Annotated in this window: 25 protein-coding genes, 1 pseudogene and 1 riboswitch; of the genes and pseudogenes, 17 read left to right on the forward strand and 9 right to left on the reverse strand. The window is 66.0% G+C overall.

All coding sequences use genetic code 11. The annotated features are described in order from the left end of the window. Positions 1–286: 286 nt before the first annotated feature. From NG701_RS00695 to NG701_RS00705, 3 genes are all read right to left on the reverse strand, one after another. Positions 287–916 carry an SDR family NAD(P)-dependent oxidoreductase gene (locus tag NG701_RS00695; RefSeq protein WP_252563395.1) on the reverse strand — a complete coding sequence of 210 codons (630 nt, stop codon included), beginning with the start codon at positions 914–916 and terminating at the stop codon, positions 287–289. A 206-nt stretch (positions 917–1122) separates the two neighbouring features. After that, positions 1123–2019, reverse strand: a complete 897-nt coding sequence (locus NG701_RS00700) for a diacylglycerol kinase catalytic domain-containing protein (RefSeq protein ID WP_252563398.1) — start codon at positions 2017–2019, stop codon at positions 1123–1125. A gap of 9 nt (positions 2020–2028) precedes the next feature. After that, a complete protein-coding gene (locus NG701_RS00705; protein WP_252563401.1) occupies positions 2029–3090 on the reverse strand; it encodes an SPFH domain-containing protein in 1062 nt (353 codons plus the stop codon). 103 nt (positions 3091–3193) lie between these two features. On the opposite strand from NG701_RS00705, the gene NG701_RS00710 reads away from it, so the two are divergent. Then, positions 3194–3928 (forward strand): NUDIX hydrolase, encoded by a 735-nt coding sequence (locus NG701_RS00710; RefSeq protein WP_252563403.1) that lies wholly within the window; start codon positions 3194–3196, stop codon positions 3926–3928. A gap of 6 nt (positions 3929–3934) precedes the next feature. Here the strand turns inward: NG701_RS00710 and NG701_RS21105 are convergent, their stop codons facing one another. Next, on the reverse strand, positions 3935–4999 hold the full coding sequence (locus tag NG701_RS21105; RefSeq protein WP_252563405.1) for an FAD-dependent oxidoreductase: 1065 nt from the start codon (positions 4997–4999) through the stop codon (positions 3935–3937). Between the two features lie 241 nt (positions 5000–5240). Here NG701_RS21105 and NG701_RS00720 point away from each other — a divergent pair, with 241 nt between their 5' ends. Genes NG701_RS00720 through NG701_RS00735 form a run of 4 tightly spaced genes read left to right on the forward strand, consistent with a single transcriptional unit; the run spans position 5241 to position 9172 of the window. Beyond that, on the forward strand, positions 5241–5522 hold the full coding sequence (locus NG701_RS00720) for a type II toxin-antitoxin system Phd/YefM family antitoxin (protein ID WP_252563408.1): 282 nt from the start codon (positions 5241–5243) through the stop codon (positions 5520–5522). Further along, positions 5519–5788 carry a type II toxin-antitoxin system RelE family toxin gene (locus NG701_RS00725; protein ID WP_252563411.1) on the forward strand — a complete coding sequence of 90 codons (270 nt, stop codon included), beginning with the start codon at positions 5519–5521 and terminating at the stop codon, positions 5786–5788. The genes NG701_RS00720 and NG701_RS00725 overlap by 4 nt, the downstream gene beginning before the upstream one ends. A gap of 58 nt (positions 5789–5846) precedes the next feature. Then, positions 5847–7436: a succinic semialdehyde dehydrogenase gene (locus NG701_RS00730; protein ID WP_252563414.1), complete on the forward strand. Its 1590-nt coding sequence runs from the start codon at positions 5847–5849 to the stop codon at positions 7434–7436. Then, the gene (locus tag NG701_RS00735; RefSeq protein WP_252563417.1) at positions 7433–9172 is read left to right on the forward strand and encodes a GMC oxidoreductase; all 1740 of its coding nucleotides are present in this window, start codon (positions 7433–7435) and stop codon (positions 9170–9172) included. The genes NG701_RS00730 and NG701_RS00735 overlap by 4 nt, the downstream gene beginning before the upstream one ends. A gap of 42 nt (positions 9173–9214) precedes the next feature. Here NG701_RS00735 and NG701_RS00740 read toward each other — a convergent pair whose 3' ends face one another. Beyond that, a complete protein-coding gene (locus NG701_RS00740) occupies positions 9215–9712 on the reverse strand; it encodes a MarR family winged helix-turn-helix transcriptional regulator (RefSeq protein WP_252563420.1) in 498 nt (165 codons plus the stop codon). Positions 9713–9840: 128 nt separating this feature from the next. Here NG701_RS00740 and ribA point away from each other — a divergent pair, with 128 nt between their 5' ends. The 3 genes from ribA to NG701_RS00760 all read left to right on the forward strand — a co-directional run bounded on the left by ribA (position 9841) and on the right by NG701_RS00760 (position 14346). Further along, the gene (ribA, locus tag NG701_RS21075; RefSeq protein ID WP_305884413.1) at positions 9841–11709 is read left to right on the forward strand and encodes a GTP cyclohydrolase II RibA; all 1869 of its coding nucleotides are present in this window, start codon (positions 9841–9843) and stop codon (positions 11707–11709) included. A 73-nt stretch (positions 11710–11782) separates the two neighbouring features. Further along, the gene (locus NG701_RS00755) at positions 11783–12757 is read left to right on the forward strand and encodes a dienelactone hydrolase family protein (protein WP_252563423.1); all 975 of its coding nucleotides are present in this window, start codon (positions 11783–11785) and stop codon (positions 12755–12757) included. Positions 12758–12882: 125 nt separating this feature from the next. Continuing rightward, entirely contained in the window at positions 12883–14346 is a 1464-nt protein-coding gene (locus NG701_RS00760; RefSeq protein WP_252563426.1) for a protein adenylyltransferase SelO, read from the forward strand. A gap of 69 nt (positions 14347–14415) precedes the next feature. Here NG701_RS00760 and NG701_RS00765 read toward each other — a convergent pair whose 3' ends face one another. Next, complete coding sequence (locus NG701_RS00765; RefSeq protein ID WP_252563429.1) at positions 14416–15267, reverse strand: C40 family peptidase; 852 nt, start codon at positions 15265–15267, stop codon at positions 14416–14418. 3 nt (positions 15268–15270) lie between these two features. Continuing rightward, positions 15271–15440, reverse strand: a riboswitch (cyclic di-AMP (ydaO/yuaA leader). Between the two features lie 214 nt (positions 15441–15654). Here NG701_RS00765 and NG701_RS00770 point away from each other — a divergent pair. Beyond that, a complete protein-coding gene (locus NG701_RS00770) occupies positions 15655–16947 on the forward strand; it encodes an aggregation-promoting factor C-terminal-like domain-containing protein (protein WP_252563432.1) in 1293 nt (430 codons plus the stop codon). A 24-nt stretch (positions 16948–16971) separates the two neighbouring features. Here the strand turns inward: NG701_RS00770 and NG701_RS00775 are convergent, their stop codons facing one another. Then, entirely contained in the window at positions 16972–17352 is a 381-nt protein-coding gene (locus tag NG701_RS00775) for a cupin domain-containing protein (RefSeq protein WP_252563435.1), read from the reverse strand. Positions 17353–17494: 142 nt separating this feature from the next. On the opposite strand from NG701_RS00775, the gene NG701_RS00780 reads away from it, so the two are divergent. Genes NG701_RS00780 through NG701_RS00800 form a run of 5 tightly spaced genes read left to right on the forward strand, consistent with a single transcriptional unit; the run spans position 17495 to position 20127 of the window. After that, on the forward strand, positions 17495–17857 hold the full coding sequence (locus NG701_RS00780) for a TraR/DksA family transcriptional regulator (protein ID WP_252563438.1): 363 nt from the start codon (positions 17495–17497) through the stop codon (positions 17855–17857). 7 nt (positions 17858–17864) lie between these two features. Then, entirely contained in the window at positions 17865–18425 is a 561-nt protein-coding gene (locus NG701_RS00785) for a DNA alkylation repair protein (protein ID WP_252563441.1), read from the forward strand. A 53-nt stretch (positions 18426–18478) separates the two neighbouring features. Beyond that, positions 18479–18679 (forward strand): DUF1918 domain-containing protein, encoded by a 201-nt coding sequence (locus NG701_RS00790; protein ID WP_252563444.1) that lies wholly within the window; start codon positions 18479–18481, stop codon positions 18677–18679. 54 nt (positions 18680–18733) lie between these two features. Beyond that, on the forward strand, positions 18734–19270 hold the full coding sequence (locus tag NG701_RS00795) for an NUDIX domain-containing protein (RefSeq protein ID WP_252563447.1): 537 nt from the start codon (positions 18734–18736) through the stop codon (positions 19268–19270). A 53-nt stretch (positions 19271–19323) separates the two neighbouring features. Then, complete coding sequence (locus NG701_RS00800; protein WP_252563460.1) at positions 19324–20127, forward strand: thioesterase family protein; 804 nt, start codon at positions 19324–19326, stop codon at positions 20125–20127. Between the two features lie 41 nt (positions 20128–20168). On the opposite strand, the gene NG701_RS21110 is transcribed toward NG701_RS00800, so the two are convergent. After that, positions 20169–20843 (reverse strand): ArsR/SmtB family transcription factor, encoded by a 675-nt coding sequence (locus tag NG701_RS21110; RefSeq protein WP_252563462.1) that lies wholly within the window; start codon positions 20841–20843, stop codon positions 20169–20171. A 149-nt stretch (positions 20844–20992) separates the two neighbouring features. Here NG701_RS21110 and NG701_RS00810 point away from each other — a divergent pair, with 149 nt between their 5' ends. The 3 genes from NG701_RS00810 (at position 20993) to NG701_RS00820 (ending at position 22730) form a co-directional block, all read left to right on the forward strand. Beyond that, a complete protein-coding gene (locus NG701_RS00810; protein WP_252563465.1) occupies positions 20993–21559 on the forward strand; it encodes an OsmC family protein in 567 nt (188 codons plus the stop codon). A gap of 14 nt (positions 21560–21573) precedes the next feature. Beyond that, positions 21574–22371, forward strand: a complete 798-nt coding sequence (locus NG701_RS00815) for a methyltransferase domain-containing protein (protein WP_252563468.1) — start codon at positions 21574–21576, stop codon at positions 22369–22371. A gap of 185 nt (positions 22372–22556) precedes the next feature. Further along, the gene (locus NG701_RS00820) at positions 22557–22730 is read left to right on the forward strand and encodes a hypothetical protein (RefSeq protein WP_252563471.1); all 174 of its coding nucleotides are present in this window, start codon (positions 22557–22559) and stop codon (positions 22728–22730) included. Between the two features lie 30 nt (positions 22731–22760). On the opposite strand, the pseudogene NG701_RS00825 reads toward NG701_RS00820, so the two are convergent. Beyond that, positions 22761–23620 (reverse strand): annotated as a pseudogene (locus tag NG701_RS00825) (IS5 family transposase). Positions 23621–23799 lie beyond the last annotated feature (179 nt).

Consider the following 23799-nt stretch of genomic DNA (forward strand, 5'->3'; position numbering starts at 1 on the left):
TGGCCACCATCGACCGCCACGTCAACGGCTACATCGACAACGCCCGAATGAAAAACGCTGCCTAAAACTCAAGATCAGTGTCAAAGTTTGGAACACCAAGGAACGCTAGCGAAAGGCTTCATGGGGTCGATGGCTGCATACAACCACTTGATGGCGTCTGCGAACGCAGGACTGTCTGGCCCGCAGGTCTTCATCTTTCACATTGCCCTCGTTCGATGGTGTTGCACTCGGCTACTTGATTCTGACGGTATGTCTGATCCTTAAGCCTGCTCCAACAGGCTCAACGTCAGGGCATCCCGGCCAGGTGCGCGCACGCGTCCCACAAGCGCTTCCGGGCTTCGGGGTCCGATCCCATTCCGGGCGTCGGGAGCTCCTTGCGCTTGGCCCATAGCTTTCCTGAGACTCCCGCTGTTTCGCGTGACGTGGCGAGCCAGAGCGGTGTATCCGCCGCCTTTTCTGCCGGTGCTCCGAACGTGTTCGTGATCCAGCGGAATGGGCCCCCGACGTCCTGCAGCAGCGTCGTGTTCTTGACCAGTCCCGGATGGACGGCATTGGCGACCACGCCTGAGCCGCGCAGACGCTCAGCGAACTCCTGCGTGAGCAGTACCCGGGCCAGCATTGTGGGCGGCGTCGAGCGAAGGTAGCTGTACTTGCCGCTTGCAGTCTGGAGGTCGTCGAAGTTCAGCCTGGCATTGCCATACCGGGACGCGATGTTGACGATGCGGGAATTGCTGGGTGGTGCGGCTGCGCGGTGCGTGAGCGCGTCCAGCAGCAGGTTGGTCAGCAGGAAGTAGGCCAGCACATTAGTGGCGAAGGTCAGTTCGAGCCCATCGCGGGTTACCTGACGTTCCTTGCGGAACACGCCCGCTGCGTTGACCAGCACGTCGAGCCGGTCGTGGCGGGACCGGAAGTGCAAGGCCGGATGCCACAGCGCCTCCCAAGCCGCCGGCGGCGCCCGTCACCAGTGCCACGGTTCCGTCCATGGATGCCATCGTCTCGCCTCCTCACGCGTTGCCATCTTGTCGTAACGATGAGGCCGCCGTGGAGCCGGGGATTTCCGGCGCTATTCCTCGACTAGTCAAAATCACAACACACGCGAGCCGGATTGACCAGACAACTTGCTTACATCACCAGCCGCAGCGGCCTTTCGCCCAACCGCACCGTGATTTCCTGGCCCCAGGATGCGGTCAGGCGGTCTGATTCCATGCCGTCGCCGAAAACCACCAGCTGGTCGGATGCCACAGTGATCCGGAGTGTCTCGCCCGCGTCCAGCACCCCCTCCGTCAGGGAGGCTCCGGTGATGGGGGAGGGCCAGGCCTCGCGGACGAACCACGCGAGCTGGGCGTCCGCCGGCGCCGGCAGCGCGCGCCCTCCACGCTCCAGGGCGATGGAAGCGCACCAGCCGGTGGCCCCGGTGCCGGTGGAGACGATCAGCCCGGACGAGGACTGCCGTTCGGTCCGGCTGCCCGGGGTGGTGAGCTGGTACCGGGCCGACTGGTGCGAGGCATGCCCGACGAAGATTTCGTTGAGCGCCGAGAGTTCCTGCCCGTCATCGAGGCGCGCTGTCACGGTGGCGAGCTCCCGGCTGTTCAGCCGTTCCGGCCCGACCAGGGCAGCTTCCCGGAGCAGTTTTGCTGCCTCGTTGGGCGTGTGCCGGACCAGGACGCCGGGATTCGCTCCGGGCTCCGGATCGATCCCGATGACCGGCTGGCCGTTGAGGTACTTGGCCGCGTTGGCCACCAGCCCGTCCTGGCCCACCACGGCCACGATGTCCTCCGCTGTGAGCAGGAAGCGGCTGAGGTCCGTCCGCTCCACCTCGGCGTGACGCCATTCGGCCGGAACTACGGCCCGGACCGCCTCCAGCGCGACGGTGATCCTGTCATGTCGCCCCTGGACATCCTGGATGTTGCGTCCCCGCGTGCGGAGGAAGAATTCGGCCTGTCCGCGCGTGGCGTGCCGGTCCAGCAGTTCCTGGAGCTCGGTCCGTCGGTGGACGATGACAAGGCGTGGATTTGCCATGCCGGGATCCTACTTCCCGGCGTTGCCGGTGGTGCCTGCAGCTATGCGGCCTGCATCAGCCAACGCCGTGCCGCCCAATGGCTCCCGGAGCAGCCCGGCCAGCGCCCCGCTCAGCAGGTCCGGGGTGATGGTGAGGTTCCCGATGTTGGGCAGCGAACCGGCTGCCTCGCGGAGGGCCAAGCCCAGAAGGGTGGCCTGGTCCACGTCCTGGTAGACCTCCATGGTGGCGGCCTCGCGTGCGGCAGCAGCCTCGCCCAGCAGCCGGATCTGGTTCGCTTCGGCGTCGGCGCTGATGCCCTGCCGTTCGGCCGAAGCGTGCGCGTCGATCAGTCCCGCGGCCGCCTTTTCCTCGGCCGCACGCCGTGCGTTGGCGCCTTCCCGGGCCACCAAGTGTTCGCGGCGGGTGGCCAGTTCGATCTGGCTCGCCATTTCGTTCTCGGAAATGGTCCGTTCACGTTCGACGGCGACGGCCCGGCGTTCGTAGACGGCGCGGTCCGCTTCGGCCTGGAGCTGTTCGCGGACCGGCGTCTGGAGGGCTCTCTCGACATCCGACTCCGGCCGGACGGCCAGGACCTGCACGCCAAGAATCTCGATGCCTGTGGACAGGAGCCGGGCGTCCGAGCGCAGCGCGTCGGTAAGGACCGTGCGGAGCTGGCTGACAGCGCGCTCCAGGGCCTCGGCCAATGTGGTGGTTGCGATCTGGTCAATGGCGTGGCTTTGGCATAGCTGGCCGATGATGGTGGCCACCTGGTCCCTGCCGGTTGCGGGACCTGCACCGGCCGGTTGGAGGCCGAAGTCGAGCCGGCTGGAGACGGCCATGGGGTCGATGAAGCGGTAGGCCACGTCTGCCTGGATGCCTACGTCCTGGTGGTCCCGGGTGATGGCGTGGAAGAGAGTGGGCAGTTCCTGGTCATCGACGGGAACCTCGCTGAGCACGGAGACCGCGGGGCGGTACCAGAACGCCTGGCCCACTCCTTCGTGGCGGACCGAGCCCTTCTGGAGGTGGACGACGTAGCCGGTGGGGCTGCCCAGGAAGTGGCTGATCCAGGGGTAGTTCTTGATGCTGGCCATGGGATTCTCCTCAACGGTTCTTGTCGTCACTCTGACGATAATCAAACGATAGGCGCCGCGGGAACTTATTGTCAATCTGACGATAATTTCCTAGGATGGGGACATGCCCGAATCTCGCCCGAAGCACGCGCGCTTCCCGGTGACGGTCGACGTCGTCGCCCTCACCGTGGCCGACGACACCCTGAACGTCCTGCTCATCACCCGGCTCATTGACCCGTTCCGCGGAACACTCGCCCTCCCGGGCGGTTTTGTGCTAGCTGGCGAGGACCTGCCGTCTGCTGCGGCCCGCGAGCTTGCTGAAGAGACCGGCGTCGAGCACGTCCCCGGGTACCTGGAGCAGCTGGGGAGCTATGGCCCGAAGGGGCGCGATCCCCGCGGTGATGTGCTCACCGTGGCTCACTTGCTGCTCGCGCCCAACTTCCCGGTGCTGTCCGCCGGGAGCGACGCCGAACACGCCGGCTGGTATCCGGTCAGCCAGGTCCTGAGAGGCGAAATGCAGCTCGCCTTCGACCATGAGCGGATCCTTGCCGATGCCCTGGAGCGGGCGAAATCAAAGCTCGAATACTCGCCGTTGGCGGCGGCCTTTTGCAGTGAGGAATTTACCGTGGCACAGCTCCGTGCTGTTTATGAGGCCGTCTGGGATACCCGCCTCGACCCCAGGAACTTCCACCGGAAGGCTACGGGAACATCTGGTTTTCTGGAGAGCACCGGACGGATGACTGCGGGCGACGCCGGCCGCCCCGCGGCTCTCTTCAGGCTCGCCGAAACGGCCCGCCCCACAGCAGGCCAGCCCACGCATGCCGTGCTGAATCCGCCGCTCATGCGCCCGCGTGACTGACGCCCCCTACTGGCGGGGGAGCGTGGGATCCCGCCGTGGCCTGGGCTTCACCAGCCGGCCGACGGCACCAACCGCGGCGTTCCGGATTCCTGAGCCGGTATCCATCATGGCGAATTGACCTGTCAGGCGCGAGGCCAGCACTAGCCGCTGAGTCCGCGCCCGGCGCTCCTTGTCGAACACCGCGAGACCCGTCTCGACAGAGGAAGCCTGCGCCACGGACCGCCCCAGCGAGGCACCATCAAGGATGGCTTCGCAGGCCCCGCGTCCAAGGAAGGGCGCCATTGCGTGGGCGGCGTCGCCCACCAGCGCTGTCTTTCCGGTGACGTACCGCGGCAACTTCCGCGTCTCGAAGAGTCCGTGATGCAGGACTGCCTTCTCTTCGATCCTGCCGATCAGCTCCCGCACGCCGCGGTGCCAGGGGCCGAAATGGTCCACTATGTGCGGCAGGTGTGGTCCGTCAAATGTCTGATCGGCGCGGATGCATGCATACCAGTTCGTCGCATCAGGACCCGCCGGTGTGATGCCAAACAGTGCGCCGGGAGCCCAGGTCTCGCCGAATTCGGCCACGGCGCCTTTGACGGTTCCCCGCCATGCGACGGCTCCAAGGGAACGGGCGGGGAACCGGTCATCGAACATCCGCTGCCGGGTGCGGCTGAACGTGCCATCCGCACCTACCACCAGCTCCGCATCGTCCAGCTGTTCGGCCTCGATGACCTGCGTGTTGAAGCTGACGTCGATGTCCCGGGCAAGCGCAGCGAGCAGCGCGGGCCGGGAGACCAGGTTCAGGTCGGCGCCCCCGGGGGCTGTCAGCAACGTCCGCCCCGCCGGCGTCCACAGTCGGGTTCCTGCGTCGGCAGCAATGTGCGCCCAACCGTCAGTGCGGCGCGAGGCGTCAACACCAATATCGTCGAGGGCCTTCATGGCGGCCGGCCACATGCCCAGCATGGTGCCCGACGTCGGCAGGGCCGCAGCCTGCTCCAAAACTGTCACTGCCCAGCCGTGACGCTTCAGGGCCCGTGCCGTGCTCAGGCCGCCGATTCCCGCGCCGATGATGACCGCTGAATGTCCCACGCCTCAAGGCTACAGACTGCACCCAGCCGGTTCTTCCTCGCGTGCGGGGGGGTGGGTAGGCTAGGCGACCGTTTGGCACTGTGCCTCGAGAACCGCAGTGGGCGTCATTATCGGCCATGAACGGTGCAGCTACGATGTTGCGCTCGCAGCGGAACCGTGGTGCAGTTCCGCTGCCGTCGCGTCAATATCCGTACCCGGGCCATCCCACCCGGGTCGCGCCATGTGCGCTAGAATTATGTACATGACAACACTCCCGGTGGCAGAAGCACGATCAAATTTCTCGCGCCTTGTGGAGCGGGCGTCCACGACGCACGAGCGGTTCGAGATTACCCGGAATGGACTGCGGGCGGCTGTGCTCCTGGGTGCCGATGACTACGATGCAATGTTGGAGACTGTGGCCATTCTCTCGGACGCCAGGCTTGTCAAAGAGATCGGCCAAGGTCTCCATGATCTCGAACGTGGTGACACCTTCAACGCCGAGCAGGTAAAGGCTGACATGCGGCCTGCAACCGGAACGGAATGAGCGCCGGTTATGACGTCCGGTTCTCGAAATCTGCACGGCGCGCACTGACGCATGGCCTGCCGGAAAAAGTGGCGGCGGCAGCGTTCGAGTTCATAACGGGTGCGCTCCGCGAGAACCCTCGCCGGCTAGGGAAGCAGCTGCAGGAGCCCCTGTATCCCCTCTACTCAGCCAGACGCGGCGAATACAGGGTCATCTACCGGATCATTGACGACGTCCTTCTGATCGAGGTGATATCAATTGCTCACCGTCGTGACGCCTACAGATGAGAAGCGCCCTGGCGTGGAATGACAAAACCGATATTCAACTATCAGGTACTCTTTGTCCATGTCATCAGAGACGCTGGCCAGCCACATCACCGCGCCCATCGAAACCTTCGCCGTGGATCCGGCCCGCGTGCGGATCCTTGTCGCCCATGCCCGGCATACCGCGGACGCCCAACTTGAACTGATTCACACGCCGCTCACCGGCGGCCCGCTCGCTTCCCTGCCGCTGTCTACTGAGGCTGACGTCGCGGAGGCCTACGCCCGGGCGGGGCAAGCCCAGGTCGAATGGGCCCGAACGTCGTTCAAGGATCGCCAGGGGATCATGGAGCGCTTCCATGACATCGTCCTTGACCACCAGGCCGAGATCCTCGACTTCATCCAGCTCGAGTCGGGCAAGTCCCGGGGCCACGCCTTCGAAGAGGTTGCCGACGTTGCCGACACGGCACGCCATTACGGCCGCGCCGCCTCCGGCTACCTCAAGACCCGCCGCCGTTCCGGTGCCTACCCGGTGTTGTCCCAGGCGCGCGAGCTGCGCCATCCCAAGGGTGTGGTGGGCATCGTCTCGCCGTGGAACTACCCCTTCAGCCTCGCCGTCACCGACGCGATCGCCGCACTCGTGGCGGGCAACGCCGTCGTCCTGCGGCCAGACCGTCAGGCGAGTTTGTCGGCCCTCCTCGGCGTCGAGATGCTGCGTGATGCCGGGCTTCCTGAGGGCGTCCTCGAGGTGGTCCTTGGCGACCGCCGCATCGGCCAGGCCGTCCTGGACCGGGCCGACTACGCCGGCTTCACCGGCTCGACGCCAGTGGGCCGCAAGGTGGCCGAATCCCTTGCCGGCCGGCTCGTTGGCTACTCCCTCGAGCTCGGCGGGAAAAACGGTGTGTACATCGCCGACGACGCCGACCTCGACAAGGCCGTGACCGGAACCATCCGCACCTGCTTCGCATCGGCGGGACAGCTGTGCATGTCGGCAGAGCGGGTCATCGTGCACGAGAAGGTGGCGGACGCCTTCACCGCAAAGCTCATCGCCGCGGTGGAGGCCATGAAGGTCGGCACAGCGCTCGACTACGGCAATGACATGGGCTCGCTCGCTTCGGCTTCCCAGCTTGAGACAGTCTCGGCCCACGTTGAGGATGCGAGGAAGCACGGCGCCACAGTCCTCACCGGCGGCAGGCACCGCCCGGACCTCGGCCCATATGTGTACGAGCCCACCCTGCTGACCGGTGTTACCGAGTCGATGCTGTGCCGGAACGAGGAGACGTTCGGTCCCGTTGTGGCGATCTACCGCGTGGCGGACGATGCCGAGGCCATCCAGCTCATCAACGACACCGAGTTCGGCCTGCACGGCAACGTGTTCACGGGCAGTGTCCGCCACGGCCGGGAGCTTGCGGCCAGGATCCGAACGGGCACCGTGAGTATCAATGACTCCTACACCGTCGCCTGGGGCAGCACCGGCTCGCCCATGGGCGGCATGAAAGCCTCCGGGGTGGGCCGCCGCCACGGCTCCGAGGGCATCCTGCGCTTCACCGAGAGCCAGACTGTGACGGCCCAGCACCTGCTGCCGTTCGGGCCCGCGTTCGGAATGTCCGACGGCGACCACTCCAGAATGCTGACTTTTCTCCTGCGCGCGCTCAAGGCAGCGGGAAAGAAGTGACCGCCCAGGACAGCGGCCCGGCCGTTGACCACGATGTCGTTGTCATCGGCTCCGGTTTCGGCGGCTCGGTCGCAGCGCTGCGCCTCGCCGAGAAGGGCTACGACGTGCACGTGCTTGAGGCCGGCCGCAGGTTCGAGGACGGAGACTTCGCCAAGACATCGTGGAACCTCCGCAAGTACCTCTGGGCCCCGAAATTTGGCTGCTTCGGCGTCCAGCGCGTCCACAAGCTCCCGGACGCACTGATCCTGGCGGGCGCCGGCGTCGGCGGTGGCTCCCTCAACTATGCGAACACGCTCTACATCCCTCCGGCGCCGTTCTTCCAGGACAAGCAGTGGGGCCACATCACGGACTGGCAGGACGAGCTTGCGCCGCATTACCGGATGGCCCAGTCGATGTTGGGGGTGGTGACCAACCCGTGCGAGGGCCCGGTGGAGCAGCTGATGCGCGCTGCCGCGGACGAGCTCGGCGTTGGGCACACGTTCAAGAAGGCGCCCACCGGCGTGTTTTTCGGCATGCCGGGTGTCCGGGTCCCGGACCCATACTTCGGCGGCGCCGGCCCCGAACGCACCGGCTGCACGGAGTGCGGCAACTGCATGGTGGGCTGCCGCGTGGGCGCAAAGAACACCCTGACGAAGAACTACCTGGGCCTGGCCGAAAAGATCGGCGTGCGCGTGACGCCGCTGCGCACCGTCGCCGCCGTACGCCCGCTCACCGACGCCGAAGCGCCGGCATACGAGATCGTCACCGAGCGCACGGGGGCCTGGACCAGGCGGGGCAAGGACCGGCAGGTTCTCACCGCCAGGCACGTGGTTTTTGCGGCCGGTACCTGGGGGACGCAGTCGCTTCTTCACGAGATGCGCGACGGCGGGCAACTGCCCGGGCTCTCGGACAGCCTGGGGGTTCTCACCCGGACCAACTCCGAGGCGCTTCTGGGCGCCATGACGTCGCATCGCCCACCCAAAGGCATGGACCTCACCAAGGGTGTCGCCATCACCGCCTCGTTCCACCCGGACGAAGACACCCATATCGAAAACGTCCGCTACGGCAAGGGCTCCAATGCGATGGGGGCCCTCTCGACGCTGGCGGTGCCGGGTGATGGGCGGATGCCACGGTGGGTGCGGTTCATCGGCGTCGCGCTCAAGAACCCGCTGGCGATCCCAAGCATCGAGCCGACCCCCTGGAAGTTTAGCGAGCGCACCATCATCGGCCTCGTTATGCAGACCCGGGACAACTCGCTTACCGTCTCGGGCAAACGGCGGCTCTTCGGCGGCCGCCAGCTGACCTCCCGACAGGGGCACGGCGAGCCCAACCCGACCTACATCGAGCCGGGCCACCGGGCGATGGGCGTCATCGCACGGCTCCTGCAGGAGCGTGGCGGGCGCAGGACCTACGCCGGAGCGACGTTGGGGGAGATCTTCGACGTGCCGCTCACCGCCCACTTCCTCGGCGGCGCCTGCATCAGCGACAGCCCGGACAGCGGTGTCATCGACCCCTACCACCGGGTCTGGGGCTACCCTGGCATGCACATCGTCGACGGTGCAGCGATCTCGGCCAACCTCGGCGTTAATCCGTCGCTGTCGATCACGGCCCAGGCGGAACGCGCGTTCTCGCTCTGGCCCAACAAGGGAGAGGCGGACCCTCGCCCGGCGCCGGGCGAGGCCTATGTGCGCCTGGATCCAGTGGCGCCGCTGCGCCCGGCCGTAACGACCTTCACGCACCAGAGTGCGCGGGTCTGACGACCGTATTCCGTCTGACCGTCCGAAGGCGCCCTGCTAATTTCAGAGTGGGGCGCTTCCGCGCAGGCAGCGGTCCTCTGGGTCAATGGCGCCCATGATGCGTTTGCCGATGCTCCCCAGCTGGCGCGACTGTGCCTTCGTGAGGGGATCGAACACAAGCGCTCGGACTGCCTCCACGTGCCCCGGGGCGGTTTGGGTGATTTTCGTCCAGCCCTCGTCGGTGAGCGTGGCCAGCGTGATGCGTCCGTCGGAAGGATCCGTAGAGCGTTGCACCCAGCCCCGCTTTTCAAGCCGGCTCACCACCTGGGACAGCCGGGGGAGTCCGGACTCGGTAAAGCCCGCCAAATCACTCATCCGGCGTGTGCGGGCCGGAGCTTCAGACAGGCCGGCCAGGACCATGTACTCGAAGTGGCTCATCCCAGCGTCGTGCTGCAGTTGGGCGTCCAGGGCGGCGGGAAGCTTCATAATCACAGCGACCAGCGTCAGCCAGACGTCGCGTTCCTCGCCGTTCAGCCATCGCGGTTCCTCGGCACGTTCCATAGGGTGAGTCTACGCGCTTTACTTCATGAATGAAGTTTTATGTCGCTCAAATCACTTGCATCGTGAAGTAATGATCGGTACCATTTACTTCAACATTCAAGTACTGCCAGACTTCCTGAGGAGCCCAGATGACCGTCATGTCCGAGACCGTCGCGCGGCCATTCGAACAACCGGCCACCGTGCGCAGCCAGGTCACCGTCCCACTTCGCTTCCCTGACGGCTTCGCGGCCACAGCCGAGATCATGACCTTCCATGGACTGGCCGACGGTAAGGAGCACCTGTTGCTCGCCCTCGGCGAATGGGAGCAGACGCTCCTGGACCAGGGCCCGGAAGGTACAGCGCCGTTGGTCCGGCTGCACAGTGAATGCCTCACGGGCGACGTGTTCGGCAGCGAGCGCTGCGACTGCGGACCCCAGCTGCGCGAGGCAGTCGAGGAGATTGCCGCCGTCGGGGGCTTCCTGCTGTACCTGCGGCAGGAGGGGCGCGGCATCGGCCTGTACTCCAAGCTCGACGCGTACGCCCTGCAGGACAACGGACTCGACACCTACGAAGCCAACGTGGCCCTGGGCCGCGGCGAGGACGAGCGGGACTACAGCGCCGCAGCCCAGATGCTCGGCGCGCTTGGCGCGGGCCGGATCCGCCTCCTCACCAACAACCCGGACAAAGTAGGGCAGCTGACGGACCTCGGCGTTGACGTCTCGGAGCAGGTCCCCACCGGAGTGCACCTCTCGGCGGCCAATCACCGCTACCTGGCCGCGAAACGCAGCCATACAGCGCACACCATCGAGCTTCCGGCCGAGATCCTGCCGGCGGATTTCCTTCCGGCCGTGATCATTCCTTCCCATGACGAGCTGCTGTCCCGGGTGGATGCCCTCGTTCCCCGGCTGCGGGACCGCGCCGCGGAGACCGAGGAGATCCGCCGCATCCCGGAAGCCACCATGGCTGAACTGAAGGCAGCAGGGGTGTTCCAGATGCTTGCACCGAAGGCCGTGGGCGGCTTCGGCATGGGGCTGGAAACCTACGTGGAGGTGGTTCGCCGCCTTGCCCAGGGATGTGTCTCCACGGCCTGGAGCGTGGGGCACTTGGTGGAACACGTGTGGATGCTGGCCCGCTGGCCGCAGGAAGCCCAGGATGAAGTCTTCGCCAACGGGCCGGCCCCCTTGGCTGCCGCCACCGGTGCCCCTCCCGGTAAAGCAGAGAAGGTTCCCGGCGGTTACACCGTCTCGGGCCGATGGAGCTTCGCCTCCGGCATCATGCACTCCGAGTGGGCGCTCCTGGCCGTGCAGCACGGCGAGGTCCGCCTGCAGTGCCTGGTACCGGTGTCCGATCTTGACCTCCTGGACGTCTGGCACACGGCCGGCCTGCGGGGGACCGGGAGCAACGATCTCCGCGCGGAGAACCTCTTTGTCCCGGCGCACCGTGCCCTGGAATGGAATCTCCTGGCCGTCGCTGACAATCCCGGCAGTCGCATCCACCCGGATCCGAGCATCCACACCCCCATGGCCACGTTCCTGAACATGGTTGCCCCGGCCGCCGCTTTGGGGGCTGCTGAGCACGCCATCGAGGTGTTCCAAGACTTGATGATGGTGCGTAAGGTCAAGCAGACAACGCAGGCGCGGCAGGCGGATTCGCCGCTCGCGCAGGCCCGGTTCTCGCAGGCCTACGGGCAGGTGGCCACCGCGCGGCTGCACTGGCAGGAAGCTGTCCGGGTGGTGGCCGCCTCCTTCGATCGCCGGCCTGCGGCTTTCACCGATGAGGAGCGGGCGCGGTACCGGCTTTCGCTGGGTCTCAGCGGCGCGGCGTCGGCCGAGGCTGTCCGCCTCATCCTGACGGGATCCGGCGGGAGTGTGCACCGGCTGACGCACCCGCTCCAGCGGATCCAGCGCGATGTCAATGTACTGCTCAACCACGCCTCGCTGACCATGGATCCCATTCTGGAACAGGCAGGCCGCGGACTTCTCGACCTCGGGTTGTCCATCCCGGCCGAGCAGTTCTGACCGGGCGCATGGGACCCCTTGCAGGTCTGCCCGCTTCGGAGAAGGATATGAGCCTCACTCGAGGAGGCCAGCCATGGTCCAGCTTGGAAAGTTTGAGCGGTACCTGATCGAGGAATTCTTCGACGACTACCGCGCCGGCGCAATGACCCACCGCACCTTTACCCGCAGGGTCGCATTCATCACTGGAAGCATGGCGGCGGCATCGGGCGCGATGCTGCTCGTTGGATGCACACCCGAGGAAGTCCCACGCAGCACCGACCCCATGCCCACACCCACCCCGTCATCGACGGCGGGCACCGGCACCGCTTCTGCCGGTGCTGTTCCGGGGGCCAAAAGTCCGCTCTCGGTCCCGGAGGGCGCCGGGGGGCTTACGACGGCGACCGTCCGGTTCGCTGCCGACGGAACCGATATCAGCGGTTACCTCGCCCGGCCCGACTCCGGGGCAGCCGGCCCGGCGGTGCTGGTCTGCCACGAGAACCGCGGGCTGACCCCTCACATCCAGGATGTTGCCCGGCGCTTTGCCAAGGCCGGGTATGCGGCGTTGGCCCTTGACCTGCTGAGTAGGGAGGGAGGCACCGCCAGCCTTGACTCGGACGCCGTGTCGGGTGCACTGACCAGCGCCGGGGCCCCACGCCATGTTGCAGACTTCGCCGCCGCCTTCGACTACCTTCAGGGCCAGGACTTCGTGGACTCCGGACGCATCGCGATGAATGGGTACTGTTTCGGCGGCGGCATTACCTGGCAGGCGGCAACTGAGCTGGCCGGGCTCAAGGCCACCGCCGCGTTCTATGGGCCGGCGCCGGACCTGAACAAGGTGCCGGCCATCAAGGCGGCGGCGTTCGGCGTGTATGCAGAACGTGACCAGCGGATCACCGGTGCCATGCCGGCCCTCCGGGATGCCCTGGACGCCACCACCGTGACGCATCAGCTCACCGTTTACCCCGGCGTGGACCATGCCTTCCACAACGACACCGGCGAGCGCTACAACGAAACCCAGGCCGCGGCTGCCTGGAACGACACCCTCGCCTGGTTCGGACAGCACGTCTGAGGGGTGACGCCAGTACGTCGGATCTGAGTAGCGCTATCTGACGTTTTGAGCCTCCAGAACGACAGATAGCGCTACTCAGTTGGGAGGGCGGGGCACTCACCCGCGGCCGCGGGTAGTCTTGAAGGATGAGCACCGCAATCCCACTAACGCTCACCTTCGGCGGGCGTTTCGCCCGCGAACTCGAGGAGTTGGCGGTTCCCTGGCAGGCAGAGGAAGCGCCAGACCCGCAGCTGCTGGTCCTGAACGAGCCGTTGGCCAGCGAACTGGGCCTGGACCCGTCCTCGCTGCGGACGCCCGACGGGACGCGGTTGCTGATCGGCAACCAGATTCCTGAAGGTGCCACACCGGTGGCCCAGGCCTATGCGGGCCACCAGTTCGGCGGTTACTCACCCCTGCTCGGCGACGGTCGGGCCCTCCTGCTGGGTGAGGTCACGGACATCCACGGGCAGCTTCGGGACATCCACCTCAAGGGCTCCGGCCGGACACCGTTCGCCCGCGCGGGTGACGGGCTCGCCGTCGTCGGTCCCATGCTGCGCGAGTACGTCGTCAGCGAAGCCATGCATGCCATGGGCATCCCCACCACGAGGTCCCTCGCCGTGGTGGCCACGGGCCGGCCCGTCCGCCGCGAAACCATGCTGCCCGGAGCCGTGCTCACCCGGGTGGCCAGCAGCCATCTGCGCGTCGGCAGCTTCCAGTTCGCCCGTGTCAACGGCGAGACGGACCTTCTGCGCCGTCTGGCCGATCATGCCATCAGCCGCCATTACCCGGACGTGGCGCTCGCCGAAAAACCCTATCTCGCGTTCTTCGATGCGGTCATAGCCGCCCAGGCGTCCCTGGTGGTGCAATGGATGCTGGCGGGCTTCGTCCATGGCGTGATGAACACCGACAACATGACCATCTCCGGCGAGACCATCGACTATGGTCCGTGTGCGTTTATGGACGCCTTCAACCCCGGTTCGGTCTACAGCTCCATCGACGCTGACGGACGCTACGCCTACGCCAACCAGCCGGTCATTGCCGAATGGAACCTCACCCGGCTCGCCGAAGCACTCCTGCCCCTGCTCCATGAAGACCAAGACCAGGCCATTGCGCTCGCCGTTGAATCCCTCGGCGCCTTCCGCACGCTGTACAGCGCTGCTTGGTCAGCCGGCATGAAGTCCAAGCTTGGGCTGCGCGCGGACACGCACGACGACGTCGCGTCGCCGATCGTGGACGGCGTGCTGGGCCTGCTTCAGGAAGGCCAAGTGGACTACACGTCCTTCTTCCGGAGCCTCGGCTCGGCAGCCCGCGGCACGCCGGAGACTGCGCGGGCCAAGTTCGCGGACCCGGCAGCCTTCGACGCCTGGGCGGCACAGTGGCTGGCACTGGCGCCGGACGCGGACCTGATGGAGCGGGTCAACCCCGTCTACATCCCCAGGAACCACCTGGTTGAAGAGGCCCTTGACGCTGCTAGCGCAGGCGACCTGGACCCCTTCAACCGCCTGATGGACGTCCTGGCCGATCCGTACACGCAGCGCCCCGGGCTGGAACGCTACGCCGGCCCCGCCCCTGAAGACTTCGGGAGCTACCGGACCTTCTGCGGGACCTGAGCGAACACCAGGGATGGACGACGGCGGCGCGCGGCTGGGTGCCGCCCGCCGCCGTCGAGCATGGTCGGATCACGCTACGCGGACGAAGGACACTCCGGAGAGCCAGCTGATGGAGTGCACTTCGGTTTTGTAGCCGTCCACCCCGCCACTGACTACCTGGCCGTTGCCGGCGTAGACGCCCACATGGCCGGCCGTGATGACCAGATCCCCTGGTGCCGGTGTGCCCACCACTGAGCCGTACTGGTAGAACTGGCCGGGAGCCAGATCACCAACGCTCTTACCCACCGAGCGCAGCGCCTTCTCCACCATGGCGGTGCAGTCCTGCTGGACGCCAAGCTGGGAGTTGGCGGAAGCCAGGATGGCCGCGCCGAGCGAGCTGGCCGGAGCCTGGGCCGCCGGTGCGGACGTTGAGGCCAGCTGGATACCGGTGTTGGTGGGGGAGGCCGGGGCCGCCGCGACCTTCGCCGCGGGAGCCGGTGCGGTGTAGCCGGCACCGGGGATCCGGATCTGGTCGCCGGGGTAGATGACGCTGGTCAGTGAGAGTCCATTGGCGGCAAGGACGTCGTTGAGCGGGACGCCGTTGGTGGCGGAAATCTGGCCCAGCGTGTCGCCTGAAACGACCGTGTGGACGTTGGCCACGGCCGGTGCCGGAGCAGCAGCGGCCTGAACAGTGGCGGCCGGGGCCGCCACCGCTGCACTTGTTTGGGCCTGGGCGTTGGCAGTACCGGCATCACCAGGGCCGTGGACGCCGGCCTGCGCCGGGGCGCCGATGCTGAACAGCAGGCCTGATGCAGCAACAGCCACCAGCGCCGGCCGACCAAACGTCAGTGCGTGCGCTTTGGCCGTGGACGACAGGCCGACAGGGACGGTAGAGCGGGCAGGAACCACACGATGGCGTGCGGAAGCGGAATTCTTGGACACGGTTGATCGCCTCTCCCATGCCTGCGGGGTGAGCTGTCGGGTTCGGGTCGGAGTTACCCGGCCGGTGGCGCCGCCGCACGGGACGGGAGCGATACCGACTTAACCCCAAGGCTTCGAAAAGCCGTGGAAACGTGGTTCCCCCGTCCCTGCCAGCTGGAAAGCGACTGGATCCCGGTCAGCGGCAGGGCTCGGCATACTGGCGGGAATGGTCCGGCTTGAGCCGGGCTACCGCTTGACCATAACTTCTGCTCGGCAGCAATGTCACATTCCGGTAACGGAATGTAGGCGTGGAATCCACCCGCATTTCAGTGCGGTTTCCCGGCTCTCCGGTAACGATGTTGCAGGTCAACCCCCGTAATCCGTATATGCCCGGTAAGCTCACCAACTATGTCCCGGATTGTTCAAAAAATGCGGCTGCCCGCCCTCGCCGGCATGCTGGCGGTCGCCCTGGTGGGGTCGGTAGCGCAGCTTCCCTCACATGCCGCCGACGACGCGCCGCCCGGCGGCTATCCCTCGTGGCAGGACGTGCAGAACGCCAAGCAAAGCGAGGCCGGCAAAGCGGCAGAGGTCACCAGGATCAATGGGCTGCTGGGCGGGCTCCAGACCGAAGCGGAGGCGCTGGGCGATGCGGCCGTGACGTCCGCCGCGGAGTATGCCCTTGCCGAAGCGGCGCTTCAGGCCGCCACTTCCACTGTGGATGCACTGACCGCCCAGACCGCACGCGCCGCGGCCGAACTGGGACAGTACAAGAAGGAAATCGGGTCTCTTGCGGCGCAGTCGTATAAGACCGGTGGCACAAACATGGGTTTCTTCGTTGCCCTCGACGCCGTGCAGAACAACAGCATCCAAGGCCTGAATATCGTCCAGATCGTCAGCGATAAGACTGCCGCCCTGGTGAACAAATCCGCAGCCGCCGAACGCATTTCCCGCGCCCTGGCCGATCAGGAGCAGGCAGCCAGGGCCGAGCGCGAGCGCCTGTCCGGCGAAGCCAGAACCAAGCTCGATGCCGCCCAATCCGCCCAGCAGGCCATGTCCCGGCAGATCGCGGAGCAGCAGGAGCACGGCCAGGAACTGACCGCGCAGTTGGCCTCCCTCAAGGGCACCACCGCTGCCGTGGAGGGTGAGTTCCGGCAGGGCCAGGTGGCGTTGGCTGCGTACGAAACGGCGCAGGCCGCCAAGCGGGCGGCGGCGCAGGAACAGGCACGCCAACAGGCGGAGGCGGCAGCCAAGGCAGCTGCCCTGGCCGCTGCGCAGAAACCGGCTCCGGCCCCGCCTGCCGTACCGGGAGTACCCGCCCCCGCTCCTGTCCCGAGCCCGACGCCGGCCCCGCCGCCCGTCGTCGTCGTGCCTTCCGTGCCGGGCGGCGCTGTCAACGACCCCGCCGGCGCCAAGAGCTACGCGGCCGGGCAGCTGGCGGCCTACGGCTGGGGCCAGGACCAGTTTCCGTGCCTGGCGTCGCTGTGGACCAAGGAGTCCAACTGGCTGACCACCGCGACCAACCCCTATTCGGGCGCATACGGGATCGCCCAGTCGCTGCCGGCCAGCAAGTATGCCAGCGCGGGCAGCGACTGGCTCACGAGCTACCGGACCCAGGTCAATTGGGGACTGTCGTATATAGCGGACCGCTACGGGTCACCGTGCGGCGCGTGGAACCATTCAGTGGCCAACAACTGGTACTGACCTGCCGGGGGGACGGCAGCCGGGTCACGTTCCTGGGGCTTTGGCGAATTCCGCGGCGCTGAGGAATTCAATGCCGACGAAGGCTTCTTCACCGTCCACCCAGGCGTCATGCCCCGGTGGAATGGTGTAGGAATCTCCGGCACTGATGTTGATCCGGTTGCCATCGGTGGTCTCGACATTGAGGGCTCCGGAAACGCAGAATCCCACATGGTTGTTCTGGCAGGACTCGGTCTGGACCACCGGCTTGATGCAGTCCGACCAGCGCCAGCCGGGATTGAACGTGAACCGGCCAACGGTGTAGTCACCCAGGTTGACGACGTCCACTTCCGTCTTCTCCGGCCGGCGCTTCTCATCCGGTGTGTTGTGGGACTTGACTGCCAACTCGGTGACGATGTTTGTAGGCATGGCACGCAGACTTTCTCTGTGGAGTTTGTGTCCATCAGCTGTCTGTCCCTTGCTGCCAGACGGCATCTGAGGCGCTTACGATTGCCAGCATCCTCCGACTGGCCGCGCTTGTCGAGACCCCCAAAACCACTAGGCTTTTCCCATGCCAGATTTTGAACGGTTCCGGGTCCTGCTGGAGGAAGAGCGCGCCCGGAAACTCGCGCTTCTTCCCGCCCTCCGCGCGGACATCTCTTCGGCCAATGCTGCGCGCCAGGATTCCAACGTGGATGACGAGCACGACCCCGAGGGATCCACCATTGCATTCGAGCTGTCGCAGGCATCGGCGCTCCTGCAGCAGAGCAGTTCGGGCCTCGAACAGGTGGACGCGGCCCTGGCGCGGATTGCGGCGGGCACTTACGGTACGTGCGACGTGTGCGGGGATCCCATCGCGGAGGGACGCCTCGAAGCACGCCCGTCAACGCCGTTCTGCATACTTCACGCCGCTGCCGGCCGGCTGGGACGGTAACTGCGCCGTGAACGAACGTGTGCAGGAGGCTGCCGGCTTCATCGACGCCACCCTGCAGAATGAGGGCGCCTGGTACCGGGCGGAAGACGTGGAGTCCCGGGTGGGCGGGGTACTTGGGTCCTACGGATCGTCGGTGGGAGCCGTACGCGGCACCGTCCGCGACGCTGGCACGAAGTTCAAGGACCTTGGCCACGATGAGGTGACCGCTTTGGCATCACTCCTCTGGGGCCGGCCCGGTCCCGGCAGGCGGCCGGTCTATGAGAGGCGGCTCGCCGCCGTTGTGTTGCTGCAGTCCCGGGTGGCCCTCCTCCGTCACTCTGACCTGACCCGGCTGGAGGGCTTCATCAGAACCGCGCAGACCGGAGAGCTGGTGGACCCCCTGATTGCCGACGTTGTGTTTCCGCTGCTTCAGGGGTTGGGTGGCAGCGACCGCCAGCGGGCCGACGTCGTCATCACGCGCTGGCACCAGGACCCCGACGACGCACTCCGCCGCGCTGCCCGTCTCATCGCGTCCCAGGGAACTGACCTGCCGTCCATTTCCGGGAGCCGCGACCGGTCACGTGGCTGACCCCTGTTCCCTGGTCCCCGTCAGTCGTACTCTGGGCCTTGGAGGTGATTGCCATGGAGGCAGCGCAGGGTGACAGGATCATCGTCCGGGGGAGGACCGTCGGGTCCTCAGACCGGCACGGGGTAATCGTTGAAGTCCGCGGTCAGGAAGGTCATCCGCCCTACCTGGTCCGCTTCGACGACGGACACGAAACCGTTATGTACCCCGGCGGTGATTTCGCCGTCGAACGCGGTCACGGGGCCCAAACAGGCTGACGCGCGGCCGACGCCTGAGCGTCAGGGCCGCCGGGCACCTGTCAGACTGGAGGAATGGATCACTCCTTGGCTGCCACGTCCCCTGATGCGAATCTCATGTTTCCGCCGCTCCGGACCGGTCCGCGGGATCCCGGTGACGCGTGGGTTGAGGGCGACCACGGCAAGTTCTGGGGCAGATTCGGTGCCGCCGGCGTCCTGGCCTATGACCCCGGCAAGGGCGTTCTCCTGCAGCACCGCGCGTTGTGGAGCCACAACGGGGGAACGTGGGGACTCCCCGGCGGAGCATTGCACCAGGGCGAGGACGCTGTCACCGGCGCACTCCGCGAGGCGCACGAGGAAGCCGCAGTGCCGGCCGCGGATGTCAGCGTCCTCTTCACGTCCGTACTGGACGTTGGCTACTGGTCCTACACCACCGTTGTTGTGCTGGTGACCGCGCCGTTTGACCCCGTGATCAGCGATCCGGAAAGTCTCGAACTCCAGTGGGTCCCGCTGGCTGAGGTGGACCTGAAGGAGCTCCATCCAGGCTTCGCGAAATCCTGGCCGGACCTGTTGCCGCGCATGCTGGAGCTTGCCGCGGTGGCCGGTCAGTAGAGCACCGGTTAGAGTTAATGATCATTCACCCAGAATCGTCGGAAGGGCCAACGTTGACCAAGGATCTGCCAGACCTGGCCGAAGGCTTTTTCTACTACCAGGCGCTGGGTGAGGGGCGATTCTGCTCCACCATCCACGCACAGGGGGCCTGGAACGAGCACGAACAGCATATGGCGCCGGCCTCTGGCCTGATGGCGGACAGCCTGGAGCGCCACGAGCCCCGCGCCGACATGCGGATGGCCCGGCTGAGCTACGAGATACTGGGCCTGATCCCTGGTGGCGGGTTCCACATCGAAACCGCCACCCTCCGTCCGGGCCGGACCATCGAGCTCCTGCAGGCAGAACTGGTTGAGAACGGCCGCGTGGCCATCCGCGCCACCGCGTGGCGGATGATCACCAGCGACACGGCCGCGGTTGCCGCGGTCGAGGACACCGCCATCCCGGCACCGGATGAATGCAAACCGCTCGACGGCCCTGCCATCTGGCCAGGCGGCTACATCCGGTCCCTGGAGATGCGCGTGGCCGAGGGCCACCGGCCCGGCGCGGGCATCGTCTGGCTCCGCACCCAGCACCCCCTGACGGATAAAGCCGACAGCGGCGACCTGGCCCGCCTGATGGGCCTCGTTGACACGGCCAACGGAATCGCGGCCAGGGTCCCGCCGGGCAAAGACAGCTATGCCTTCCCCAACCTGGACCTGCAGATCCACATGTACCGCAGGCCCGAGGGCGAATGGCTGGGCCTGGACAATGCCGTCTCCTTCGGAACTGACGGGATTGGGCTCACGTCCACTGTCCTGCACGATCTCCAGGGCCCGTTCGGCCGCGCTGAACAGATCCTGACGCTGCGCCGGAGTTAACCTCACAACAGGGACCCTCGGGGCGCCCGCATAGCCGGATGCTATTCCGGCTGCGGGGCCACCTCCACTGGGAGCCCGGCGGCAGCCCACTCCGGGTAGCCGCCTTCCAGGCGTGTGGCCGGGATCCCTTCCAGGCGGAGCATTTGTACGGCTTCGTTTGCGAACACGCAGTAAGGGCCCCGGCAATAGGCAACAACCTGGCGGTCATCGGGGAGATTTCTCAGTCTCGCCGCCAACTCCTTGAGCGGAACGGACACAGCTCCTGCGATATGCCCGGACTGGAACTCCGGTTCAGGCCGCACATCGAGGACAACGACGTCGCCGGCGGACATCCGCTCGCGGAGTTCAGCCTGCGTCAGGGTGTCCAGGGCGGAGCGGTCGCCAAGACAGGCCGTGGCGAGTTTATCGAGTTCCGCCACATGCTCCGCAGCCACGTGGCGGATGGCTGCCCAAAGTTCGGCTACTGATGATCCGCTAAGCCGGTAGTAGATCCGGGTTCCCTGGCGCCGGCTGCGCACCAGTCCTGACCGCTGTAGGTGCTGGAGGTGCTGTGAGGTGTTGGCTACACTCTGCCCGATCTCTTGAGCGAGTTCGTCCACCGGACGTTCGCCCTGGGCAAGGACGTCCACCAGCTCGGCGCGCCGGCCGCTGCCAAGCACCTTGGCCACCGATGAAAACGCGTCAAAGAGTGCGTCCTTGGCTTTCCTGCTGCTCACCGGAGCCTCCGCTCATCGAACCTATTCAAGTAAGTACTTGACAATCTATCCCGTCCAGGTGTGCAATTCAAATATTCAAGTGATTGCTTGATTATACCTGAGGGGACCCGCTCCGGATCCGCGCAAAAATCGGAAAGAGGCGAATGGGGATGGGCGATGTAGCCACCATCCGAAATGGAATTGACGTAGACCAGCTGGTGGGGACGATAGGGGCGATTCAATCGGATCCCGCTCTGGCGAGTTTCACCTTTAAGGCAACCACAACATGGCTTGATGGGACGCACAACACCGGCAACATTCTCGGGTTTACGCATGCAGGCGAGCCCGACACCGGCCGGACCGGCAGCTTCGTCCTCGAGGGCGATGAGCCGCCCGTGTTGCTCGGCAACAATGCCGGGCCCAACGCCGTCGAGCTCCTGCTGCAGGCGCTGGGCTTCTGCTACTCCGTGGGCTACGCGGCAAACGCGGCTGCCCAGGGCATTGAAATCCGCTCGCTGGAGTTCCAGGTGGAGGGCGACCTGGACGCCCGTCCTTTCCTGGGCCTGGACGGTCCGCGGCCGGGATTCACCGCGTTACGCGCAACGGCCCGGGTCTCCAGCCCGAATGCGACACTGGAGCAGCTGCAGGCGCTGTGCCGTTACGTTCAGGACACTTCGCCTGTCCGCGACTGCCTGACCAATCCGGTCCCCGTGCACACCACGCTCGAAATCGCCTGACGGAGGGCCGGGCCATGGATGCGGGAACGGTTGAAGTAGACCGCCGCGAACTCGAGGAAAAGGTCAAGCAGGTCTACCGCGCGGTGGCCCTGAACCCCACCGGCAGCTACCACTTCAAAATGGGACGCGGGCTTGCCGAGCAGCTGGGCTACCCGCCCCAGCTCCTGGACACCATTCCTGCTGGCGCCCTCGAATCGTTTGCCGGCGTTGGATACTTCTTCGACCTGGCGGATCTTATTCCCGGTGAGAAGGTCCTTGACCTCGGTTCCGGTTCCGGGACCGACGTCTTTTACGCCGCCGCCATGGTTGGCACCACGGGGCGCGTCGTTGGCCTTGATATGACTGAAGAGCAGCTGGACAAGGCTGAACGCCTGCGGAACCCCGGCGGCTATCCGCATGTCACCTTTACCAAGGGCCACATCGAAGGCCTTCCGTTTGCGGACGGCAGTTTTGACTGCGTCATCTCCAATGGCGTCATAAACCTGTCCCCGGACAAGCCGTCGGTATTTCGGGAAGCGGCCCGTGTGCTGCGGCCTGGGGGGCGTCTTGCAATTGCCGACATTGTCACCGCCGTACCGCTCACCGCGAAAATTGTCTGCAACACCGACCTCTGGGCCGCCTGCATTGGAGGTGCTGCCCAAACGGACAGCTACCAGGAGACGATCGCTGGCGCCGGCTTCACCATCGAGAGCAGCAGGGCAAACAGCTACGAATTTGTCTCCGACAGGGCACAGGCAGCGACGGCCAAATATGGGGTTTCCAGCCATTCATTCCTGGCGAGAAAGGGTGAATCGGACCCAGTGCCCGGATGACCCCATGATGTTTGGGTGCCTTTCGCGGCCCTGCGTCGCCGCGGAGGCATCGCGCCTGATGCCTTCGCCCGGTTGTCATTTTCCTCTAAGTCGTCTGCACAACGGCAGCTGTGTTTTCGGGGTTGTGCAGGCGAGTGTGAACACTGGTTTTTCCCTACTTCTCTGCACAAGAAGGAGGTAGCGGGGTGGACGCCGAATCGGTGCGCATCGCTGAGTCGGGCACGTTGACGATGCCGGACTGGCGCAACGCACACCCCCGCGATCCGGGGATCCTCGAGGCCCAGCGCCGTGAACGCGCCAGCGTCCGCAGCGAAAAGGGCCATCGTTGGGGGCGCCACCACTCCGCGAGGGCGGCATGACCAACACCCCGAACGTTTCAGGTCACCGCACTAGGGCGTGTCTCCCAATAGGGCGCTCCAGATGACGACGGTGTGCAGGACCGCGGCTGAGCGGTAGGTGAGGGCGAGTTTGTCATAGCGGGTGGCCAGGGACCTCCATTGCTTGAGGGTGTTGAAGCTGCGCTCGACGACGTTGCGGCGCTTGTACGCTTCCTTGTCGTAGGTGACGGGCCGTCCGCCGGCGGAACCCTTGCGTTTGCGGTTGGCCTTCTGGTCCTCCTTTTCCGGGATGACGCATTGGATGCCGCGGTCGCGCAGGTACTTGCGGATCGCCTTGGAGGACTAGGCCTTGTCGGCCATGGCCCGTTCCGGGCGGGTGCGGGCCCGGCCGGGCCCGTCCCTGTCGACCTTCAGGGCGTCCATAAGGTTCTCGAACATGAGCGAGTCCCCGCCCTGCCCGGGCCCCAGAAGCAGGACGAGGGGGCGCATGTTCCCATCCACCAGGGCATGGATTTTCGCGGGTCAGCCCGCCGCGGGTCAGCCCGCCGCGGGAGCGGCCGATCGCATGGTCCTCAGGCTCGTCGAGCAGATTCTTGTAATTCGACCGGTCCCCCTGTGTGGCGGGGCAGGTTGGTGCCGTGCTGGTGGGCACGGTTCACCGTGGAATCCGCCGACACCTCCCAATTGATCAGCCCGGCCGAATCGGCACGGGTCAACAACGCCGCCAGCACCTTGTCCCAGATGCCGTTGGCGGCGTTGCGTCGGTGGTGCTTCCACACGGTCTTCCACGACCCAAAATGTGCCGGCAGGTCACGCCACGGGATTCCGGCCCGGTACCGGCAGATGATTCCCTCGGTCATCGACCGATGGTCCTTGAACGGGCGGCCAGGCTTCCCTGAAGAGTCAGGCATCAACGGGGCAATGTGCTCCCCCTGGGCATCGGACAACAAGGCATAACGGGAACTCACGCATCAATCCTGCCAAAACGGCATGACTGTGACAGCTTTAGGAATACCGGGCCCTCATTGAAGGATTTGATGAGGTTGTGGCCAGCTACACGGCGGAGGCACTGCCCATTGAGGAACTCCCC

The organism is Pseudarthrobacter cellobiosi (genome assembly GCF_023913815.1).
In the GTDB taxonomy this organism is placed as follows: domain Bacteria; phylum Actinomycetota; class Actinomycetes; order Actinomycetales; family Micrococcaceae; genus Arthrobacter; species Arthrobacter cellobiosi.

Bases quoted from the DNA above. Each gene is read 5' to 3' on its own strand.
- NG701_RS00700 (WP_252563398.1), bottom strand. From the start codon at position 2,019: ATGGCAAATCCACGCCTTGTCATCGTCCACCGACGGACCGAGCTCCAG.
- NG701_RS00810 (WP_252563465.1), top strand. From the start codon at position 20,993: ATGGGCGATGTAGCCACCATCCGAAATGGAATTGACGTAGACCAGCTG.
- NG701_RS00725 (WP_252563411.1), top strand. From the start codon at position 5,519: ATGAGCGCCGGTTATGACGTCCGGTTCTCGAAATCTGCACGGCGCGCA.
- NG701_RS00705 (WP_252563401.1), bottom strand. From the start codon at position 3,090: ATGGCCAGCATCAAGAACTACCCCTGGATCAGCCACTTCCTGGGCAGC.
- NG701_RS00770 (WP_252563432.1), top strand. From the start codon at position 15,655: ATGTCCCGGATTGTTCAAAAAATGCGGCTGCCCGCCCTCGCCGGCATG.
- ribA (WP_305884413.1), top strand. From the start codon at position 9,841: ATGACCGTCATGTCCGAGACCGTCGCGCGGCCATTCGAACAACCGGCC.
- NG701_RS00710 (WP_252563403.1), top strand. From the start codon at position 3,194: ATGCCCGAATCTCGCCCGAAGCACGCGCGCTTCCCGGTGACGGTCGAC.
- NG701_RS00790 (WP_252563444.1), top strand. From the start codon at position 18,479: ATGGAGGCAGCGCAGGGTGACAGGATCATCGTCCGGGGGAGGACCGTC.
- NG701_RS00775 (WP_252563435.1), bottom strand. From the start codon at position 17,352: ATGCCTACAAACATCGTCACCGAGTTGGCAGTCAAGTCCCACAACACA.
- NG701_RS00795 (WP_252563447.1), top strand. From the start codon at position 18,734: ATGGATCACTCCTTGGCTGCCACGTCCCCTGATGCGAATCTCATGTTT.
- NG701_RS00720 (WP_252563408.1), top strand. From the start codon at position 5,241: ATGACAACACTCCCGGTGGCAGAAGCACGATCAAATTTCTCGCGCCTT.
- NG701_RS00760 (WP_252563426.1), top strand. From the start codon at position 12,883: ATGAGCACCGCAATCCCACTAACGCTCACCTTCGGCGGGCGTTTCGCC.
- NG701_RS00780 (WP_252563438.1), top strand. From the start codon at position 17,495: ATGCCAGATTTTGAACGGTTCCGGGTCCTGCTGGAGGAAGAGCGCGCC.
- NG701_RS00755 (WP_252563423.1), top strand. From the start codon at position 11,783: ATGGTCCAGCTTGGAAAGTTTGAGCGGTACCTGATCGAGGAATTCTTC.
- NG701_RS00815 (WP_252563468.1), top strand. From the start codon at position 21,574: ATGGATGCGGGAACGGTTGAAGTAGACCGCCGCGAACTCGAGGAAAAG.
- NG701_RS00740 (WP_252563420.1), bottom strand. From the start codon at position 9,712: ATGGAACGTGCCGAGGAACCGCGATGGCTGAACGGCGAGGAACGCGAC.
- NG701_RS00730 (WP_252563414.1), top strand. From the start codon at position 5,847: ATGTCATCAGAGACGCTGGCCAGCCACATCACCGCGCCCATCGAAACC.